Genomic DNA, 18,323 nt, shown 5'->3' with positions numbered 1-18,323 from the left:
AAGCGGCTGAGAGGAGTAAGCCCCCTTCTGTTCGTCCCGACATTCGGCTGAGCGTCCGCGTCCACGTGTCCGGACTACCTTGGGGCGGCGGTCGCCGCCCGCGGCGCGGACTTGCACCGGTGAGGATTCGCCGTTCCATCCGTTCTCGGCCGTCCGCGTGCCCGCTGGCACGACGTGGCGGGACGGCCTCGCCGTCCCGCGCCCTCGGTGGGTTAACTCCCCTTCCTCGCGGTCGGGTTCGCGGACCCGAGCCGGTCCATCACCGCCTCGGGTCGTACACCAAGCCGGTGATGGACCGGCTTGGGTCTTACACCGAAGCGACGACGTGTCGCCTCGGGTCTTACACCTCATCGGTCGGGCCGAGTGGTCTCGTTTCTGTTCCAGAGCCAGCCGTCTCCGGCTCCGGGCTTGCGCCCGGTCACCCGTCCGGACGGTGGGGGGACTTTCCTCATGCCCGTCGAGCGCCCGGAATCGGGCGCGCTCTCGGGCACGGGGGTCGGGCTCTCTCTGCCACCGGAACTAATCGACTGGCGGCAATAAGCCGTTCGGTCGTTCGCTTAGTCGGGAAAATCCCTCACTATTCATTTTGTGTGAAGGGAAGCGTTCAAGTCGTTTCAGTTCCAGAAACGATATATGTCCGAGGCGCAGACCGTACGCCTCTCCTACGAGGACGGGGCTCGGGCGGTCGAACTAGCGCGGGAATCGGTCGAATCGTACGTTTTGCACGGACAACGCGAGCAGCCGGGGAGCATGCGCGAGGCGTTTTACAACAGGACGGGCGCCTTCGTCCGGCTCCAGTCGATCCGCGGCCGCGGCAGGCTGCGCGGCTGCGCGGGGGCGTATCGCGGGAAGGATCAGCTCGGACACGCCATCGTCGACGCGGCGATCAAGGCCGCGTCGGGCGACTCCTGCGGGTCGGAAGTCGAACCCCCCGAGCTCCCGAACCTGAACGTCTCGGTCTGCGTCGTCTGCAACTACGTTCTCACCAACGATCCCCTGTCCGACCTCGAACTCGGCGTCCACGGGGTCGCCATCGACAACGGCGGCCAGCACGGCTGGCTCTACCCGACGATCCCCGTCGAGAACGGCTGGAGCAAGGAGGAGTACCTCACCCGCGTCTGCCGGAAGGCGAGGCTCTCGCCGTTCGCGTGGCAGGACGACGACACGATGGTGACGCTGTTCGAGGGACAGGTGTTCCGCGAGCGGCCCGACGGCGGCAGCGTTCAGCAGCTCTGATCGGCGACGCCTTCCAGTTCCTTCCGACTCCTTCTGCGGTCCGCCCGACGCGATTCACCGCCGCTGCCCGCCACCCGCCGGCCGCGTCCGGTCGCCCTCCTCGAACCCGCGCGCCTCGCCGACCGCTCAGTCGACCCGTCCGAATCCCGTCAGCGCAGCGTCCTCCGCCGCCCGCTCCGTCGCCGCGTCGAGGTCGAACTCGGCGACGATCTCGCCGTCCCTGACGAGCGGTTCGAAGAGCGGGTCGGCGTCCGCCGGGGCCGGGCGGTCCCGGAGGCCGACGTGGTGGCCGCCGCCGGGGGTCCGGTACACCTCCTTCACGCCGGAGAGCTTGCCGCGCTTGGCCGTCGGTTCGCCCTCGACCTCGACGATGTCGAGCGCGAAGTCGATCGGGTCCGCGTTCGAGATGTAGCCGCCGACGCCGAAGCCGTCGACTACGTCGCGGAGGCGTCGCAGGTCGTCGGGGCCGAGGCCCCCGCTGACGAAGATGTCGACGCCGTCGTACCCGCGGGCGTCGAGCTCCCAGCGCACCTCGCGGACGATGTGGCGGAAATCCCCCCGACGGGAACTCGTCGTGTCGAGTCGGACGCCGTCGAGGCGGTCGCCGAGCGCCTCGACCGCGCGGACGACCTCGTCCTTCTCGTCCGAGTACGTGTCGCAGAGCGCGATACGGGGGACGCCCTCGGGGACCGCCTCGTCGAAGGCGCGCCAGGCCTCCTCCTGGCGTCCGCGGCCGAAGCAGATGACGAGCGCGTGCGGCATCGTCCCGCTCGCCTCGCGCCCGAGGATGTCGCCCGCGGCGACGTGCGAGAAGCCGTCGAGGCCGGCGAGCAGCGCGCTCCGCTCGACGACGGCGGCGATCGAGGGGTGGACGTGCCGCGCGCCGAACGAGAGGACGGTCGAGTCGGGCGCGGCCGTCCGGGTTTCGAGCGCGGCGGTGGCGATGCCCGACGCGTGGGAGAGGAACCCCAGAAGCGACGTTTCGAGCCGGGCGAACTCCAGGTAGCGTCCCTCGATCCGCATGACCGGGCCGCCGTCGAACAGCCGGCCCTCCGGGACCGCGTCGGCGTCCACCGCCCGCCCCGCGAGCAGGTGCGCGGCGTCCTCGACGCCCGCGAGAAGCTCGAAGTCCCCCGAGGGGAACTGGTCGGCCGTCACCTCGGCGACGACCCGCGGGTTCCGCCCCGCGTTCCGGAGCGTCGTCTCCGTGCGTTCGAAGTAGGCGTCGGTGGCGCGGCCCTCCAGGATGGCCTCGCTCCCGACGATGTCGAACTCGCTCATTGGTCGCCGTTTAGGCGGGCGACGCAAAAACCCCACCAGTTGCGGCCGAGCGGACACCAGTTGCGGCCGAGGGGACGTCAGTTGCAGGCGAACGGGCCACCAACTGCGGCCGGGGGAACATCGGTCACGGCTGAGGGAGGAGCCGGCAGGGCGGCCCGGTCGGCCGCGAGGGGGTCGAACGCGCTCTCGGCGGGAGGAGGATCACGGGGTTCGAGCGAGCCGCCGTCCGCCGATTTTCGCCTCGAATCGGCGGACGCGGGCGGGCGGTGGACGCCGTCGAGGCGCTCGACCGTCGGGGCGTTGACGATCGTGACCGCGTCGCCGGCGCGGGTGACGCGGTACGCGCCGCTGTACGGCCGGTTCTCGGGGACGCGGTACGTCCTCTCCCCGGCGCGCTCGGTCCCGAGGCCCGTCCGCAGCGTCGCCCGGTAGGCGCTCGCGAACCGTTCGGCGTCCGCGTCCGTCTCCCAGACGGTCCGGAAGACGTAGCCGTACTCGCCGTCCGCGCTCCGGTAGGGCACGACGCTGTCGCCCGCCCAGCCGTCGGTGATCGGGTGGCTGTAGTTGTACGGCGAGTACGGGTCGGTCGACGACAGGAAGTGGTTCGATCCGATCCGTCCGCGCTCGCGGAGCGCGACGTACAGCGCCGCCTCCCCGACGGTGTCCGCCGGTCGCTCGACGTCGAACCGCGACCACTCGGCGGACGACCGGTCCTCGATCTCGACCGGAACCGGTTCCGCGTCCGGGTACTTCTCCGGGTGGACGACCTGCGCGGCGCTCGCCGGCGGCCGGTCGTACATCGCGTTCACCGCGGCCCACCCGCCGGCCGCGCGGCGCTCGTGGACGAGCTGCGGGCCGTCGCTGTACGGCTGGTAGATCGTCGCGTACACCCCGAAGGCGTCGTCGGCGACGGAGACGTTCCGACCGGCGCGCGGGGGACGGGGCACGCACTCCCAGTCGGCGCGGCACCGCCGTTCGTACAGCTGTTCGACGTACCCTGCGTCGCCCTCGACGAGGCCGTTGCGGGCCAGCCGACCGTCGAGCGTCCCCGGTCGCCCGCCGAGGCCGAAGTGCTGGTCCTGGAGGGCGTGGACGAGTTCGTGCGAGAGGGTCCGCCGGTCGATCCGGGGCGTCCGCGAGTCCGTGACGACGACGATCTCGCCGTTCCGGGGGGAGTAGTAGCCGAGGACGTTCTCGCCGTACAGCCCGTCGAGCACGTCCGAGACGTTCCGCCCCTCGTCGACCAGGAGCAGCGCGCGCCACACCTGGTTGTGCCACGCCGCGCGCTCGGGACTCCGCCCGCCTCCGCCGGCGATCCGCTCGCGGAACTCCTCGCGGGTGATCACCCGCACCGACACCGGTTCGCGGAAGGGCAGCCCGCGGATCACCTCGACGCGGGCCATCGTCCGCGCGAGGAACGCCTCCGTCTCGCTCTCGTTCAGCCCGTCCGACTGGTCGACCGCGATCGGATCGTCGTACCGGTAGCCGTTCACCCACCCGACGCGCTCGCTCGACCGCTCGTCCCAGTCCGATTCGGGGCCGTCGCCGGTCGGCGGGGAGACGGGCGCGGCGCACCCCGCGATGACGACGGCGAGGCAGACGACCGCGGAGGCTGCCGTTCGGCGGTGCACACCTCCGAAGGGGGACAGCGGCGGCAAAAAGTGTTGCTCGCGTCCGCGTGAAACGGTCGTTCGCGTCTGCGGGACGGTGACGGGTCAGCGCCGCCGGGAACGCGCGACGGCGACCGCCGCGGCCGCGATCAGGGCGGCGACGGCGGCCGGAGCGCCGAACCCGGGCAGGGACACGCCGGTGCCGTCGCCGAGCGGGGCCGGCTTCTCCGACGCCGGGTCGGCCTCGGAGGCGGCCGGTCGGATGTCTTTCACCGCGGCGGGGGTCGGCCCGTTGACGATCGTGACGCGCGTCCCGTCGCGGGTGACGCGGAAGGCGTCGGCGAACGGGCCGTCCTCGACGACGCGGACGCCGCCGCCGGCCGCGGCAGCGTCGTGGGCGTCGAGGATCGCGAGGTAGGCGTCGCGGAACTCCTTCGCGTCGCGCGCCGTGTCCCACTCCGTGACCCACACGTAGCCGTACTTCGCGTCGTCGCCCGATCCCTTCCGGTAGGGGAAGAGTCGGTCGTTGCCCCAGCCGTTCGACGGCGCGGCGTCGTAGTTGTACGTGCTGTACCGCCCCGCGTTCCGGAGCAGCCCCTGCGGGTCGATCGTGTCCGCGCCGTACTGCCGCGCCTGGTACCAGAACATGGCGTAGATCGACGCCTCGCCGGCGGTGTCGGAGCCGTTCTCGCCCTGGTCCGGGAACGTCCGCCAGCCGTTTCTGGCGCGGTCCTCGTACTCGATCGGGACCGGCTTCTCGTCGGTGCGGTGGATCGTCTGCTCCGTCGAAACCGGCGGGTCGGCGAACGCGGCGTCGACGGCCGCCCAGCCGCCCTCTCGGTAGCGCTCGTGGACGTACGCCGGTCCGTCCGAGTAGGGCTGGAAGATCGTCAGGAGGATGCCGAGGTTCGGCGGCGACCCTCCGCCGGCGCCTCCCCGCCTGGGCACGCACTCCCACTCGGCCCAGCACCGCTCGGCGTACCGGGCCTCGACGTAGTTCGCCTCGCCCTCCACCACGCCGTCGGCCGCGAGTTCGCCGTCCTGCGTCTCGCCGGCGTAGCGCGAGTCAGACAGGTCGTAGTACTGGTCCTGCATCGCGTGCGTCAGTTCGTGGACCAGCGTCGCGTTGTCGACCGTCGGTCGGTCCGGCGAGTCGGAGACGATCTTGATCTCGTCGTCGGACGGGGAGTAGTAGCCCGCCACCGATTCGCCGTAGGTCGAGCCGAGTTCGTCCTGCGCGTCGTTCGACCGGCCGACGATGAAGAGCGCCTCCCAGACCTGGTTGTTCCAGGCGCCGAACGTCTCGTTCGACTGTCGCTCCGCCGACTCCCGGCGGAACTCGTCGCGGGAGACGACCGTCACGGGGACGGGTTCTTTGAACTTTCGGTCGCGCAGGTGCTCCACGCGGGCCATGGAGCGCGAGACGTACGCCTCCATCTCGCTCTCGTTCAGTCCGTCCGACTGATCGACCGCGATGGAATCGTTGTGCCAGTAGCCGTTCACGCGGCCGATCGGCTCGTTCCCCGAGGGACGCACGGTCACCCCGTCGGACGCTTCGGCCTGGGTTTGCGCTCGGACGGGGGACTCGCTCTGGGCGCGGGTCTGAACGGGAGAATCGGCCTGCGCCGGTCCGACCGGCGCGGCCGCGACCGGCGGACCGACGGCGGAGCCGGCCAGAAGGAGGACGAAACAGACGGCGATGACGCGTCGCATACTCGCCGATGGGGGCCGGGAGGGAAGTAAGTTTTCGAGAGAATCGCGGCGAGGGGGAGTTAATGGACCGGCATATACAGGCACGAAGAAGACTGTCAGGAGACGCGTACAGTATAGACGTATGACCTATCCTGACCGGCCGCGCGGTCGTTTAGTCACATCTGGTAGACGAGCGGCGATCCGCCGGACGACGAGCCGCGAGGGAGGGACGTACCGATAGATGTCCGCGGGATACGCCTCGGAGCTCCGCGACACGGCGACCGGCTTCTTCCAGCAGTACGGGCTGGCGTTCGTGATGGTCGCGAGCTACTTCGGCTCGGGATCGGTGTTCATAGCGAGCTCGGCCGGCGTCAGGTACGGATACGGGCTGCTCTGGGCGGTCGTCGGAGCGGTCCTCCTCGGGTTCATGGCCCAGGACATGAGCGCCCGGCTCGGCATCTTCGGCGACACCCTGATGAGCTTCGCGCGGCGGAAGCTCGGCGGTCCCGCCGCGACGGGGCTCGCGCTGGTACTCTCGGCCGGGTGCGTCGCCTGGACGCTCGAACTCACGGCCGCGGTCGGGAAGGGGGTATCCATCCTCACCGGCGGCGCGGTCGGCTGGCAGCCGATCGCGGTGCTGACCGGGATCGCCGCGATCGCCGTCGGCGTGATGAACTACGAGGGGATCGAGCGGTTGATGACGGCGATGATGCTCGCGCTGCTCGTGGGGTATCTCGTCGTCGCGGCGAAAAGCGGCGCGTCGGTCCCGGAGGTCGCGGCGGGGTTCGTCCCCGCGCTTCCCGACGCGGGCGCGGTGACGCTCGCCGCGGCGATCATGGGAACCACGGCGCTGTGGCCGAACTTCTTCCTCGAATCGAACCTCGTCGACCGGAAGAACTGGACGGGCGCCGACGACGTCGCGACGATGCGGCGCGACCTCGGCATCGGGTACTTCGTCGGCGGCGCCACGACCGTCGCCATCGTCGTCGTCGCCGCCGCGGTTCTCAGGCCGGCCGGCTACACCGAACTGGAGACGTTTATCACGCCCGGGCTGGCGCTCGCGGAGGTGCTCGGCGGGTGGGCGATGGCGCTGTTCCTCGTCGGCGCCGTCGCGGCGGCGTTCAACAGCATCGTCCCGATCATGTGGACGCCGGCCTACCTGCTCCAGCACGCTCGCGGCCGAGAGGTCGACAGCGCGAGCCGCGAGTTCAAGCTCATCTACGCGGCCGGCGTCGGCCTGGGCAGCCTCTCGCCGCTGGTCCACCGGGCGTTCGGCCTCAGCGTCGTCGACATGATCATCCTCTTTCCGGCGTACAACGGCATCGTCGGGCTGCCGATCACGGCGGCGCTCCTGTTCTGGGCGGTGAACGATCGCGCGACGATGGGCGAACACCGGAACGGGCTGGCCCTGTCGGCGGCGAATCTCGCCCTCGTGGTGCTCGCGCTCTACCTCGCGGTCACCTCCGCCCCGGGCTTCTTCGACGCGCTGACGTCCGGGGGCCTCTGAGCGCCCGCGATGACGCCGCCGATCGACGTCGCCGTCGCGCTGGTCCTCGTGGCCCTTTTCGCGGGCGCGGGCATCACGACCGTCGGACCCGGCGGCGTCTTCGTCACCGCGGCGCTGTTCGCGCTCACCCCGGCGTCGCCCGCGACGGTCGCCGGCACCGCGAGCGCGACGTTCGTCGCGACCGGTCTCGTCGGCAGCTACGCCTACCGGCGATCCGGCGAACTGACCGGGGAGCGGGGACGCCTCCTCGCGGCGATCCTGAGCGCGACGGGCGTGCTCGGCGCGGTCGTCGGCGCGACGCTGAACACGCGGCTGCCGCGGTCGGTCTTCGGCGGCCTGCTCGCCGCGTTTCTCGCGACCGTCGGGGTCGTGATCGTCGCGCGCGAGCGCCGGGGGCTCGCCGCGGTCGCGGAGATCGACTCGGAGACGGCGCGCGGACGGGCGGTCGTTGCCGCCGTCGGCTTCGCCATCGGCGTGACGGGGGGGCTGCTCGGGGTCGGAGGACCCGTGCTGACGGTCCCGGCGCTCGTGCTCCTCGGAACGCCGATGCTGCTCGCGGTCGCCGCCGCGCAGGTTCAGTCGGTGTTCCTCTCGGGGTTCGCGGCCGCGACGTACGCCGCCCACGGCGCGGTGTCGCCGTCGCTCGCGGCGCTCGTCGGGGTGCCGCAGCTCGTCGGCGTCGTCGTCGGGTGGCGGCTCGCTCACCGGATTCCGACGGCGCGGCTGAAGTCGGCGCTCGGGGGCGTTCTCGTGCTCGTCGCGATCTCGCTCGTCGCGTAGCCCCGAGGGATCGGCGGCCGCGGTCGACGCGTCGTCACCCCCAAGAGGCCGCCGGGTCGGAGAGCCCGACGGTCCGCGCGCTCGCGGCGGCGACGGATCGGGACCCCGACCGGCCGACACCCGACGGGTCGAGACAACCGTTTTGCGCTTCGGGGCGTAGAATCGACCATGAAGTTCGCACCCGATCGCACGGCGGTCGTCGTCGTCGACATGCAGAACGGCTTCTGCCACCCGGACGGCAGCCTCTACGCCCCCGGGAGCGAGGCGGCCGTAGAGCCCGTCTCGGAGTTGATCGCGAGAGCGCGCGGGGCGGGCGCGACGGTCGTCTTCACCCGGGACGTCCACCCGCCGGAGCAGTTCGAGGACGCCCACTACTACGATGAGTTCGAGCGCTGGGGGGAGCACGTAGTCGAGGGGACCTGGGAGACGGAGATCGTCGACGAACTCGACGTGCGCGAGGGGGATCACGTCGTGACGAAGCACACCTACGACGCCTTCTACCGGACCGACCTGGAGGGATGGCTGCGGGCGCACGGGATCGACGACCTCCTCATCTGCGGGACGCTCGCCAACGTCTGCGTGCTCCACACCGCCGGGAGCGCCGGCCTCCGCGACTTCCGGCCGGTGCTCGTCGAGGACGCCGTCGGGGCCATCGAGGACGACCACAAGGCGTACGCGATCGACCACGCGGGCTGGCTGTTCGGCGAGGTGACGACGCTGGACGAGGTCGAGTTCGAGTAGCGGGCTCGGCCGCCGTCGCACCTCCGGCCGTTCGCTCCCCGTCGGTGACGATCTCGAACCGGGCCCCGCCGCGCGCGCCGTCGGCGAGTCGGACACGCCAGCCGTGCGCGTCGACGACGTCCCGCACGATCGCCAGCCCGAGGCCCGTCCCGTCGTCCGTCGAGTAGCCCCGGTCGAACACGCTCCCCCGCCTGGACGCCGGGACGCCGGGGCCGTCGTCCTCGACGAAGAACCCGGTCCCGTCGGCGAGCGGTCCGACGGAGACGACGGTTCCCGAGCCGCCGTGTTCGACGGCGTTCCGGAACAGGTTCTCGAACGACTGTCTGACCAGGCCGGGGTCGCCCGTCACCGTGAGATCGCCGAGCGCGCAGTCCAGCCGCGCGTCGCCGGTGACGACCGTCTCCCAGGCGCTCTCGGCGACCGTCGAGAGCCGGAGGGGCTCGCGGCGCGACGCCCGGTCGCCCTCCCGCGCCAGCGCCAGCATGTCGGTCGTGATGTCGTCGATGCGGGCGAGCGCGTCCTCGACGCGGTCGAGGTGGGGCGAACCGCCGCGCTCCTCCCGGAGGAGATCGAGGTAGCCCGCGGCGATGGAGAGGGGGTTGCGGAGGTCGTGGGAGACGATGCCCGCGAACTCGTCGAGGCGCTCGTTCCGCGCTGCGAGCTCGCGCTCGCGCTCCGCCCGGGCGAGCGCCGCGCGGACGCTCGCGGCGAGGAGTTCGGCGAAGTTGACGAGTTCGTCGTCGAACTCGACCGGCCCGGTCGTCGAGATGGCGAGCGCGCCGCGGCGGCCGAGGGGGACGACGATCGCGCCGCCGAGGCGCGTCTCGTCGTCGCGGAGTTCGGGGGCGTCGCGGACGTCGTCGTAGACGAGCGCCTCCCCGGCCTCGAAGGCCGCGCCGAGGAGGCCCTCGCCGACGGGGAACGACGGAACCGGATCGTACAGCTCCGACACGCCGTCGGTGTACGCCGCCGGTTCGAGGGATCCGGTCCGCTCGTCGAGCAGGTAGACGGCGACGTACTCGAGCCGGAGCAGGTCGCGGGCGGCGGACACCGCGGTGTCGCAGACCGCCCGCTCGGTCGGCGCGCTCATCAGGGCGCGGGTCGCCGTCTGGAGCGCTTCGAGGGTTTCCTCGCGCCGAACCCGCTCCGTCGCGTCGCGCAGCACGACGAGCCGCCCCGCCGGGCGGACGGGGCCGGAGGAAAGCTCCGTGACCTGTACGTCGACGTGCCGCGGCCCGTCGGGTCCGGAAAGCGTCACCGTGCCGCGGTCCCCGTCTGCCGCCAACCAGGCCCCGATAGTCGGCAGCACCGCGTCGACGTCGGCGCCGACGTAACCCTCGTCGACTCCGCCGCGGCGCTCCCCGTCGTCGCTCCGCGCACCCGCGAGCGCGGCCGCGGCCGGGTTGATGTCGACGACGCGTCCCTCGCCGTCGAGGACGACGACGCCGTCGGCCATGGTGTCGACCAGCGCGGCGCGGGCGACCGGCGCGACGTCGAACAGCCGGGAATCGAACAGCGCGACGAAGAGCACGACCCCCTCGACGGCGACGGCGTACGGCGTGGGATCGAACGCCGAGAACGGGCCGACGCCCGCGAGGGAGAGCGCGTTCGCGACGGCGGGGAGCGTCGCGGCGGCGACGACCAGTCCGACCTGCCTACGGTGGTACCGCGAGGAGCCGAGCAGCAGCCGGAAGAGCGCGACGAAGCCCGCGACGACCAGGGCGTACGCGTAGACGGCGCTGAGGCGTCCGATCGGGCCGTACGCGTACGAGACGCCCCACACGCCGCCGAGAGACGTCGCCGCAGCCCCGGAGACGACGAATCCGCGGTCCGAGAGCGTCAGGGCGGCGACGGCGGCGGGAAACGCGAGGAGCAGACCGACGACGCGGGGGGACAGCCGATCGGCGCGGTCGGCGTACGAGAGGGCGAAGACGATCCAGACGACTGGCACGAAGACGACGAGCGCCTGCGTGAGGCGGAACAACCGGATCGCGCTCTCGGGCGAGGGTGCGAGCAGTTGGAGCGCGACGACGAACAACCAGAGCCCATCCAGCGCCATCATGACGGCGAACGGGCCGGCGCCGGCCCGCGGCCGACGCCGCCACGCGAGCGCCGCGAGCGCCGCCAACAGCGCCGACCCCGCCCCGGCGCTGACGAGCAGCGCCGCGCCAAAAGGTGTCACGCCCTGGAACATACCACGGACTGTGGCGTTTCCCCGTATAGCTTTACCGACCGGCGCGGTTCGTCGGTTCGTCCCGCGCGAGGAGGGCGGACCTATCGCCGAGTTGTCCGGTGGTTCACCTGAACAGGCGATAAGCCGCCTGTCCGGTCGCGACCGCCTCGGTCCCGCCGTCGGGCGTCGGGCCCTCGACGGTCATCTCGCTCACGCCGATAGTCCCCCCGGCGCGGACGACCTCGGCGGTCGCCGTCAGATCCCCGGAGGCCCGCCGGAGGTAGTTCACGTTCAGGTTGACGGTCGCGACCCCGCCGGCGAGCGGATCGTCGAGCGTCGTTCGCAGGGCGATCCCGCCCGCGGTGTCGACGAGCGTCGCGGCGACGCCCCCGTGGACGGTCGGCGGAGTCGTCGCGTTCGTGAGCTTCTCGTCGTACGGGACCGTCATGACGATCCGGCCGCGCTCGACGGACTCGACGCGCGTTCCGAGCCACGAGAGGTACCCGTGCTCCTCCTCGACGCGTCTCCGGACGAGGTCCGCCGCGCCGTCGGGGAGGTCTCCGTCGTCGGACGGTGTTGGCATACCGAAACGTCCGCGAGCGGGCACATGTAGTCTGCGGTCGTCCGGCGGCCGCGATTCCTTGCGCCGGCGAGGAGAGGAACGCGGCCGCCCGACGCCGAACGCGGGAATCGAACGCGCGGTGCCGAACGCGCGCCGGTCAGTCGTCTCGGCCGAGCGCCCCGTTCAGCACCTTCGCCGCGGTGAGGACCGGATCCCAGACGGGGCTGAAGGGCGGGGCGTACGCGAGATCGAGCCGCTCGACCTGATCGAGCGTCATCCCCGCGTGGAGCGCGGTGGCGACCGTGTCGATGCGCTTCGCCACCCTGTCGGTCCCGGCCATGCTCGCCCCGAGGAGCCGGCCGCTCGCCGCGTCGGCGACCATCTGGATGGTTATCGGCGCGCGGCCGGGATCGTAGCTCGCCCGGGACCCGGTCGTGATCGTCCGCTCGACCGGGTCGAAGCCGGCCTCTCGGGCCTCTTCGAGGTCCGTGATCCCCGTTCTGGCGACCTCCAGTTCCACGACCTTCGCGACGGCCGTGCCGACGACGCCGCCACCCTTCGTCGGCCGTCCCGCCACGGTGCTTCCGACGGCGCGCCCGTGCCGGTTGGCGGTGAGCGCCAGCGGGACGTACGTCGGGGCGTCGGTGATCACGTTCTCGACCTCGGCGCAGTCGCCGGCGGCGTAGACGTCGTCGAGGTTGGTCCGGTTGTACGGGTCGGTCGCGATGGCACCCGTCCCCCCGATCGTGACGCCCGCGTCCGCCGCGAGTTCGACGTTCGGGACGACGCCGGTCCCGACGACGGCCATGTCGACGGGGACCGAGCCGTCCGCCGTCTCGATCGCGGCGACGTCGGTGTCGCCCGCGAGCCCGGTCACGGACGAACCGAGGTGGAGGGTGACGCCCCGCTCCCGCAGGTGATCCTCGACGACTTCGGCGACGGTGTCGGCGTACGGGCTGAGCACGTGTTCCGAGCGCTGAAAGAGGTGCACGTCTAGCCCGCGGGCGTGGAGCGCGTCGGCGAGTTCGAGGCCGACGTACCCCCCGCCGACGACGCCGACGGTCGTCGGGTCGCGCTCCAGCAGGAACGCGGCGACGTCCTCGTCGGGGTCGGCGGACCCGGGCGGTTCGCGGTCCGGATCCGCGCCGGCGTCCTCGACGCGCTTTCGGATCGTCCGCGCCTCGTCCAGGGATCGCAGCGTGAACACGCAGCCGAGGTCCGTCCCGTCGACCGGCGGCACGGTCGCCCGCGCGCCCGTCGCGATCAGGAGCGCGTCGTACGGCTGCTCGAACTCGCCGCCCTCGCCCCTGACGGCGACCGTTCTGCGCTCTGGATCGATCCCCACGACCTCGTGGCGCAGTCGGAGGTCGATGCCGCGCTCCTCGACGAACTCCCGGGGGTCGACCGCGACGAGATCCGAGAGCGATTCGACGCTCCCCTCGATGTAGTACGGCATCCCGCAGGCAGAGTACGACACCCAGTTTCCCTTCTCGAACGCGACGACGTCCATCTCGGGCGCGTCGCGCTTCGCCTTGCTCGCGGCGCTCATCCCCGCCGCGTCGCCGCCCACCACTACGAACGTGTCTCCCATGGAAGAGAGAGGCGCGGGCGGAGGAAAGAACCGTCGTCGGTCGGGCGACCGACCGGTCACACCGCGATACCGTGGCCGCGGGCGAGGTGGCGACCTTCGGCGCGGCGCTGTCCGCGGGGCGAACCGACGTTCGGGACCGCGACGAGGTCCGAGAGCGGGGTTCGACGACCCGGATCCTCGCCGCCCGCCGTTCCCCGGGGCCTCTCACCGCCCGCCGAGTCTGATCGGATCGTCGCTCGGTCGGATCGACACCTCGACCTCGTCGCCGACGGCGAGGTCGTGATCCGGCGCGACGAGCTTCGCCCCGAAGGCGGCGTCGCGGGCGGCGAACAGCGAGATCCCCGTCACGCGCTCGCCGTTCGCCAGCACGTCGATCGGCCGCCACGTCACGTCGCGGCCCTCGGCGACGCCGATCGGCGTCCCGAGGAGCGACAGTTCGCGGGCGGAATCGCCGCACTCCGCGCCCGGGGATCGGATCCCCGCCGCGGTCGCCCGCCCCGGCGCGTCGCCTCGGCCTGTCGCGGTCGTCCGCCCTGCCCCGGCCGACCGTCTCGCCGCGGACGCGGGCGGCGTCGACGCGAGCGCCCCGCCGCCCCCGTAGTGGGCGAGGCCGCCGTCGAGGACGGTCCCGTCGTCCGCGGCGATCCCGGCGAACCACTCGCCCGGCGCGGGGTGGACGGGCGAGTCGAGCACGGCGTGGGTCGGTCCGGTTTCGACGACCGTGCCGGTCCCGTCCCACGGCAGGGGCTCGACAGGCGCGTCGACGTCGACCGGGAGCGATCCGGCCGCGCGGTAGGCGTTCCGCCCGCGCTCGCGGAACCCGAGGTGGACGTGGTTGTCGACCCACTGACCGAAGAAGCCGGAGCGGACCATCTCGCCGAGCGGGTCGCCGACCTCGACGCGGTCGCCGGGTTCGACGACGGGGTCGACGTGGAGGACCCGGGCGACGTACCCGTCGCCGTCGGATCCCGCGCACCGCTCGTCCGCGTCGATCAGGATGAGGTGGTCGTGATCGACCGCGTAGGGGCGGTCGGGACAGCGGACGGTTCGCGCGTCGAGCACCTCCCCGGCGACGGGCGAGATCCCCTCGTTCGTCTCGGGGTAGAGGTCGATCGCGCAGCCGCGGTCGTGCGCCGGGTACGGCGAGTTGTACAGCGAAAAGCGCCGGTAGCGTTCGAGCACGTCCGCGGGCAGCGTCACCGCCATGGCGGCCCGGAGGGGACGGATGCGCTTAGGTACGTCGGGATGCTCCGCACGCGTATGCGAGTCGTACGCGGCCGGGCCGAGACGCCCCGGCGGGACCGCGAGGTCACGGCCGAGATGCTGAGCCGGACGGCCGAGACGGGCGAACCGGCGATCCGCGTCTGGGCGCCGCACCGGCAGGTCGCCTTCGGCCGCCGCGACGCCCACGCGGACGGGTACGAGGCCGCCGTCCGCGCGGCGGAGGATCGAGGGTACCCGGCGATCACCCGCAGCGTCGGCGGGCGGGCCGCGGCGTACACGGGCGAGACGACGCTGGCGTTCGCGCACGCGGTCCCGGTCGACGACATCCGCGTCGGTCTGGACCGGCGGTACGAGGACGCGACGGAGACGGTCCTGCGGGCGCTGCGCGGGCTGGGCGTCGACGCCCGGCGCGGCGAACCCCCGCGGTCGTTCTGTCCGGGGGAGCACTCGATCCGGGGCGACGCGGACGGGACGGCCGGGGGCGGCGGAAAGATCGTCGGGATCGCCCAGCGCGTCCGCCAGGGCGCGGCGCTCGTCTCCGGGTGCGCGATCGTCGACGAGCGCGAGGAGCTGGCTGACGCGCTCGCCGCCGTGTACGACGCCCTCGGCGCGCCGTTCGACCCCGACACGGTGGGAAGCGTCGCGGACGCGGGCGGGCCGTCGGACCCGGAGGCGGTCGCGCGCGCGATCGAGGAGGCGCTCGCAGACGGACGCGAGACGGCGGTGGAACGCGTCGGGTGAGTCGGGCGTCGCGGATCCGGTTCGCCAGCTCCTCGGAAAAAATGAGACCACAGAACGCGAAGGGCTCGGATTACGGCTTCGCGAGCGCGATCCTGTAGTGGGGATCGCCCGCGCCGGATCCGCGTCGCACCTCGTCCGCGACCCACCCCGTCCCGACCGCCGCCTCGCGCACTCGGTCCGGGCTGAACAACCGAAACAGGAGCGTCTCGCCGACGTCTCCCTCGTACTCGAAGTGCATGATCCGGTGTGCGAGCCCCGGCGTCGGATCCGGGCGGAAGCCGAGCAGTTCGGCGCACCGCCCGCGTTCCGGGTCGTAACAGTCGAGGACGGCCGTCGCGTCGGGCGTCGTCACGAACGCCAGATCGCCCAGGAACCGGCGGAGGCCCTGCACCGACCCCGCGAGCCCGAGTTGCGTGCCGATCGCCAGCGCCGATTCGAACCGGTCGCGGCCGAACGCGTCGCGGAGGGCGAACATGTCCCCCCGGCGGGCGTCGCGAACGCCGCGCTCGCGCATCGTCTCGACGAGGTGGTCGCTCACCTCCAGCGCGACCGTCTCGAACCGCTCCTGGAAGTACAGCGCGTGCCGCCCCGCCCCCGCGCCCAGATCGAGGAGCGGACCCCCGAGGCGCGATTCGAGCCACGTCCCCTCCTCCCCGTCGGCCGCGAACTCGTCGAAGTAGAACCGCTCGATCGGGTGGTCGAGCGCCTCGTCGCCGTCGCGCTGTACGAGCGGTTCGTCCCGCGTCCCGCGGTGGCAGTCGCGGACGGCACGGCCGAAGGGATCGGACATGGTGGAACCGTCTCGACGGCGTGGCAAAAGCGCTCGTGAGACGCGGTACCGAGGAGCGTCGTAGCGGGATCGAGTACCGTCGAATCGGAGTCGGGCGGCGTCGAGGCGGAAACGTTCGTCGCGTGACACCGCCGCCCGCGACCACGACACTTACCACGCCCTGCCGCCTCCACACACCAACAGATGCTCATCAGGAACGCCGAACTCGCCGACGGGCGACGCCGCGACGTGCGGATCGAGGGCGAGACGATCGCCGCGGTCGAGCCCGCGAACGGACTCGAACCCGAGTCGGCCGAGGACGAGATCGACGCCGACGGCCTGCTGCTCCTGCCGGGCGCGATCGACGTCCACGTCCACTTCCGCCAGCCCGGCTACGCGCACAAGGAGACGTGGGAGACCGGCTCGAAGAGCGCGGCGGCCGGGGGCGTGACGACCGTGGTCGACCAGCCGAACACGAACCCGCCGACCGTGACGGGCGGGGCGTACGACGAGAAGGCGGCGCTCGCGGCCGACCGGTCGATCGTCGACTTCGGCATCAACGGCGGCGTCACCGAGGAGTGGGACCCCGACTCGCTCCTCTCGCGCCCGCTGTTCGCGCTCGGGGAGGTGTTCCTCGCCGACTCGACCGGCGACATGGGCATCGAGGAGCCGCTGTTCCGCGACGCGCTCGCCCGCGCCGCCGAGGCCGGCGCGACCGTCACCGTCCACGCGGAGGACGCCGACCTGTTCGACGAGAGCGCGCTGCCGAGCGCGGACGCCGCGGGCGACGCGGGGACGCGAACGGACGCCGGGGGATCCGACGACGCCGACGCCTGGAGCGCCTACCGGACCGCCGAAGCCGAGGCGGCGGCCGTCGAGCGCGCGGTGGCGCTGGGGGGCGAGTCCGGCGCGGCGATCCACGTCGCCCACACGAGCACCCCCGAGGGGATCGACGCCGCAGCGGAGGCGGGCGCGACCTGCGAGGTGACGCCGCACCACCTGTTCCTCTCGCGCGACGACCTCGACGAGCTCGGAACGCTCGGGCGGATGAACCCGCCGCTTCGGAGCGAGGCCCGCCGCGCGGCGGTGTACGAGCGCGTCGCCGACGGGGCCGTCGACGTGATCGCCACGGACCACGCGCCGCACACGCTCGACGAGAAGGACGCGAGCGTCCGGGACGCGCCGAGCGGCGTCCCGGGCGTCGAGACGATGCTCCCGCTGCTGCTCGAAGCGGCCCGCCGCGGTCGGCTGTCGTACGAGCGCGTCCGCGACCTCACCGCCCGCAACCCCGCGCGGATCTTCGACCTGCCGCGGAAGGGCGAAATCGCTGCGGGGAGGGACGCCGATCTCGTGCTGGTCGACCCGAACGCGACCCGCGAGATCCGCGGATCCGAGCTCCACTCGAAGTGCGACTGGACGCCGTTCGAGGGACGATCGGGCGTGTTCCCGCGGCTGACGGCGGTGCGGGGAACGATCGTCTACGAGCGCGACGGGGACGAAGAGCGGTTCGGACCGGCGGTCGGCGGGAACGTTCGGACGGCGTGAATCGGAAAAAGTCGGGGTCGGGCGCGCTTAGCCCAGGATTCGGCTGATCGTGTTCGAGGCCGACGAGCTGGGCATGAAGCTCTCGACCTTGTCCGACATCGCCTTCTGCCGGAGGTAACTCGAGAACGCGAGGATCGTCGGCGGCCAGAGGCCGATGAAGAGCCCGCGCGTTCGGTTCCCCCGGACGAAGAACTGGTACCACGAGAGCAGCACCGAAGCGCCCGCGGCCAGGAGCGCGAGGTCCGCGCCCGACTCCTCGGCCTTCGCCATCTGCTTTTGCTCACTCATGCTGCTCCCGGATCCGCCTTGCATCTGTTCGAGCAGTGCCATGCAACTGCGTTCTAGCCCCGGAAGCCACATTATTATTCTGGCCGTCTAAATCGTAATAAACCGCGTATTTCACGTTTCGAGGAGTGTGCCGCGGTTCGATCGGTTTCGAACGGAACGGGGAGAGCGCCCGTCAGTCCGGCCGGGGGAGCGGTCGCGGCGCGACGCCGACTCGGATAGGCGGACCGGCCGTGGTCACGCGGCGATCGTCCACGCGGCGACCGTCCCGACGACGGCGCCGGCCATGACCCCGGCCCCGAACGACGCGACGCGCGCCATCGCCCGGCGGGACTTCCGCTCCGTCCACCCCGAGGCGACTCCGAGCGACGCCTGCATCGCCTCGACGCCGTTGCCGGCGAGGATCGATCCGGACCACCCGACGACGCCGAACCCGAGCGCGAGCGCGCCGAGGGCGAAGACGGCGTCGCTGGCCGCCCGAACCGATCCGAGGGCGACCGCAGCCGCGCCGAAGCCGACGACGCCGGCCGCGACTCCCGCGGCGAACCCGGACGCGACGAGTCGGGCGCGGGGCGGGAGCATCCGG

General features: G+C 72.2%; 15 protein-coding genes, 1 other RNA gene and 1 pseudogene. 6 read left to right on the top strand and 11 right to left on the bottom strand.

The annotated features are described in order from the left end of the window. Positions 1-4: 4 nt before the first annotated feature. Positions 5-512: RNase P RNA component (rnpB, locus tag CNO20_RS00235), an RNA gene on the bottom strand. Between the two features lie 121 nt (positions 513-633). On the opposite strand from rnpB, the gene CNO20_RS00230 reads away from it, so the two are divergent. Further along, a complete protein-coding gene (locus CNO20_RS00230) occupies positions 634-1,236 on the top strand; it encodes a TIGR00296 family protein (RefSeq protein ID WP_101294047.1) in 603 nt (200 codons plus the stop codon). Positions 1,237-1,362: 126 nt separating this feature from the next. Here CNO20_RS00230 and CNO20_RS00225 read toward each other — a convergent pair whose 3' ends face one another. The 3 genes from CNO20_RS00225 to CNO20_RS00215 all read right to left on the bottom strand — a co-directional run bounded on the left by CNO20_RS00225 (position 1,363) and on the right by CNO20_RS00215 (position 5,840). Further along, positions 1,363-2,517 carry a nicotinate phosphoribosyltransferase gene (locus CNO20_RS00225; RefSeq protein WP_101294046.1) on the bottom strand — a complete coding sequence of 385 codons (1,155 nt, stop codon included), beginning with the start codon at positions 2,515-2,517 and terminating at the stop codon, positions 1,363-1,365. 77 nt (positions 2,518-2,594) lie between these two features. Next, positions 2,595-4,148, bottom strand: coding sequence for an Hvo_1808 family surface protein (locus CNO20_RS00220; RefSeq protein WP_199174685.1), 1,554 nt, complete (start codon positions 4,146-4,148; stop codon positions 2,595-2,597). An 84-nt stretch (positions 4,149-4,232) separates the two neighbouring features. Further along, complete coding sequence (locus tag CNO20_RS00215; RefSeq protein WP_101294045.1) at positions 4,233-5,840, bottom strand: Hvo_1808 family surface protein; 1,608 nt, start codon at positions 5,838-5,840, stop codon at positions 4,233-4,235. Positions 5,841-6,060: 220 nt separating this feature from the next. Here CNO20_RS00215 and CNO20_RS00210 point away from each other — a divergent pair, with 220 nt between their 5' ends. The 3 genes from CNO20_RS00210 (at position 6,061) to CNO20_RS23620 (ending at position 8,847) form a co-directional block, all read left to right on the top strand. Further along, on the top strand, positions 6,061-7,326 hold the full coding sequence (locus CNO20_RS00210) for an NRAMP family divalent metal transporter (RefSeq protein ID WP_101294044.1): 1,266 nt from the start codon (positions 6,061-6,063) through the stop codon (positions 7,324-7,326). A 9-nt stretch (positions 7,327-7,335) separates the two neighbouring features. Further along, positions 7,336-8,106 (top strand): sulfite exporter TauE/SafE family protein, encoded by a 771-nt coding sequence (locus tag CNO20_RS00205; RefSeq protein ID WP_101294043.1) that lies wholly within the window; start codon positions 7,336-7,338, stop codon positions 8,104-8,106. A 168-nt stretch (positions 8,107-8,274) separates the two neighbouring features. Further along, positions 8,275-8,847: a cysteine hydrolase family protein gene (locus CNO20_RS23620; protein WP_101294042.1), complete on the top strand. Its 573-nt coding sequence runs from the start codon at positions 8,275-8,277 to the stop codon at positions 8,845-8,847. Positions 8,848-8,905: 58 nt separating this feature from the next. On the opposite strand, the pseudogene CNO20_RS00195 reads toward CNO20_RS23620, so the two are convergent. From CNO20_RS00195 to CNO20_RS00180, 4 genes and pseudogenes are all read right to left on the bottom strand, one after another. Then, positions 8,906-11,041 (bottom strand): annotated as a pseudogene (locus CNO20_RS00195) (histidine kinase N-terminal 7TM domain-containing protein); the annotation flags it as partial. A 103-nt stretch (positions 11,042-11,144) separates the two neighbouring features. Then, positions 11,145-11,603: a PaaI family thioesterase gene (locus tag CNO20_RS00190; protein ID WP_101294040.1), complete on the bottom strand. Its 459-nt coding sequence runs from the start codon at positions 11,601-11,603 to the stop codon at positions 11,145-11,147. Between the two features lie 136 nt (positions 11,604-11,739). Then, complete coding sequence (locus CNO20_RS00185; protein WP_101294039.1) at positions 11,740-13,173, bottom strand: FAD-dependent oxidoreductase; 1,434 nt, start codon at positions 13,171-13,173, stop codon at positions 11,740-11,742. A 204-nt stretch (positions 13,174-13,377) separates the two neighbouring features. After that, the gene (locus CNO20_RS00180; RefSeq protein WP_101294038.1) at positions 13,378-14,379 is read right to left on the bottom strand and encodes a DUF8155 domain-containing protein; all 1,002 of its coding nucleotides are present in this window, start codon (positions 14,377-14,379) and stop codon (positions 13,378-13,380) included. A gap of 54 nt (positions 14,380-14,433) precedes the next feature. On the opposite strand from CNO20_RS00180, the gene CNO20_RS00175 reads away from it, so the two are divergent. Next, on the top strand, positions 14,434-15,138 hold the full coding sequence (locus tag CNO20_RS00175; protein ID WP_101294037.1) for a lipoate--protein ligase family protein: 705 nt from the start codon (positions 14,434-14,436) through the stop codon (positions 15,136-15,138). Positions 15,139-15,208: 70 nt separating this feature from the next. On the opposite strand, the gene CNO20_RS00170 is transcribed toward CNO20_RS00175, so the two are convergent. Further along, positions 15,209-15,928, bottom strand: coding sequence for a class I SAM-dependent methyltransferase (locus tag CNO20_RS00170; RefSeq protein WP_101294036.1), 720 nt, complete (start codon positions 15,926-15,928; stop codon positions 15,209-15,211). 183 nt (positions 15,929-16,111) lie between these two features. Between CNO20_RS00170 and CNO20_RS00165 the strand changes: the two genes are divergently transcribed. Then, positions 16,112-17,452: a dihydroorotase gene (locus CNO20_RS00165; protein ID WP_101294035.1), complete on the top strand. Its 1,341-nt coding sequence runs from the start codon at positions 16,112-16,114 to the stop codon at positions 17,450-17,452. Between the two features lie 27 nt (positions 17,453-17,479). Here the strand turns inward: CNO20_RS00165 and CNO20_RS00160 are convergent, their stop codons facing one another. Together CNO20_RS00160 and CNO20_RS00155 are read right to left on the bottom strand one after the other, a co-directional pair. Next, complete coding sequence (locus CNO20_RS00160) at positions 17,480-17,740, bottom strand: hypothetical protein (RefSeq protein ID WP_394337238.1); 261 nt, start codon at positions 17,738-17,740, stop codon at positions 17,480-17,482. A 234-nt stretch (positions 17,741-17,974) separates the two neighbouring features. Next, positions 17,975-18,319, bottom strand: a complete 345-nt coding sequence (locus tag CNO20_RS00155; RefSeq protein ID WP_101294033.1) for a DUF7268 family protein — start codon at positions 18,317-18,319, stop codon at positions 17,975-17,977. Between the last annotated feature and the right edge of the window lie 4 nt (positions 18,320-18,323).

The sequence above is a fragment of the Halegenticoccus soli genome, from assembly GCF_002844195.1.
In the GTDB taxonomy this organism is placed as follows: domain Archaea; phylum Halobacteriota; class Halobacteria; order Halobacteriales; family Haloferacaceae; genus Halegenticoccus; species Halegenticoccus soli.
This window is presented reverse-complemented; position numbering and strand designations above follow the sequence as displayed.